Source organism: Methylobacterium sp. EM32 (genome assembly GCF_040593685.1).
GTDB lineage: Bacteria > Pseudomonadota > Alphaproteobacteria > Rhizobiales > Beijerinckiaceae > Methylobacterium.
Genome location: NZ_JBEXZS010000070.1, coordinates 1 through 1,648, shown reverse-complemented (window position 1 = coordinate 1,648; position 1,648 = coordinate 1). Strand labels below are relative to the sequence as shown.

Annotated in this window: 1 protein-coding gene; it reads left to right on the top strand. The window is 48.9% G+C overall.

The features are described from left to right. Positions 1 to 206, top strand: a 206-nt coding sequence (locus tag ABZT49_RS10470; RefSeq protein ID WP_355285965.1) for a hypothetical protein, incomplete at its 5' end; no start/stop codon positions are given. Positions 207 to 1,648: the final 1,442 nt, after the last annotated feature.

The following is a 1,648-nucleotide window of genomic DNA, read 5'->3' as shown; positions in this document are numbered from 1 at the left end:
TACAACAGATCAAGAATTTTCCTTGCGGCCACAATCTGCTTTGGATTGAATTCAAAGATATTGATGATGATAACAGCATGGCTAGTTTTGTAATGGACACAGAAGAAACATCTGATGCGGAGGATGTAATGCTTGCTGATTATGTAATTATGATATTGAAAAAACTCAGAATAAAATACAAAATATCTTCTGTTAGCATTCATTAAATAACAAACAGACGTGCGAGAGAGAAAATCTTCTTCAACGCGGCGCGGGGATGTAAGAGCGCCAAGCAATTCCAACGAAGCGCTTGCACCTCATCATTAATGTTCGCGGTAATGAGGTCACGAGATCGATCGTAGACAAAGCGGATTATCCTTGAGGGTCACCGATCTCTCTTGAGCGAGTTTTCTCGAGCCAGGCATCCTAGATAAGTTTGCATGCGCGCCTGGGCGATGGCCGGAGCGGCGCAGTTTGACAGTACTGGCTCAGGGGAGGATGGAGTACCGACCTGCCTTCTCATCCAGCACCCTCGCCGCCTGCCTCAATCGCGCCACTAGTGCTGGAGGGGCGCAAGGTGATGTGGAAGACACGCGTCTGATTGACGAAGTTCGAGATGCGTTCGCTGCATGTCATAGAACTGTTGAACAAGATGCCAACGGTACTCAATTTTCTGATCTGATTACAAATAATCTGTGCCACCTCACTTGAATAATCCCCAATGCAGGCGCAGGATGCCGCCATCGCCAGCCGTTTTAACCTGTAGGCACTGGTGGCTGAGAGAGACGTGCGCTCCCGCCTGCATCGCGAGGAGCGCTGTCATGGCGATGTCATCTCACAAGCGTTTCACAGCTTCAGAATACGATGCCTGGCTAATCGAATCATCGCGTCAAATCATAGTAAAATCTCGTAAGCTGCTAGAGCAAACCAGACCACTTATTGCCATTTATAATTTTGGACCCTTTAAGCCTTGTGTTTGTAAATGTGAGGCAGCGAAACTAAAATAGATTAATCGCAAAATTATTTTGAAAATTGCTTTGGCAGAAGAAATATGAAAGAGCGCTTAGGTGGAAAATGCCAGAATTGATGACACAGGCGCTTATTTTTATTGTGTTAAATTGTAGAATGCAACCCGCTCCAGAGCCTCCTGGAAATCAACATACATTCCTTCTTGAGGAACATGAAGACCCTTCTCCCATCGTTCAACAGTGAACCACTCACCAGTCAACTCGCCAGGATCTTCTGCCTTCCAGGATCGTACTCGGCCGAGCCGCTTCCCATCGCGATAAACCTGCCTCACGCTCGAATGTTTGTCGGAGCCGGGCTTCCATTCTTCGTCGTATGTGATGGGCATCGTTTTTCGTCTCCCACACTGAACGCCACGCCCACTGTCACTCACGGCAGGTGGGTTCGCTTAACGCAACGCGCTTAGTGAGCTGAAACGACCATGGTCGGGCAGAAATTTTCACGCATCGGTCTTGTGAGAGGCGGGGGAGCGGCTGCGATTCGCCTGATTTGCTTTGTGTTAATGCACCTCGATGTCTTTCGAGATAAGGGCACATCATCGCCAACACCTGTTTTGCCCCTTGGCGGCTGTGAGACATGCGCGCTCCCGGGTTACACGAGCGGAGCATGCGATGCCGCGTTTCTTTTTCGACATCCAAGACGG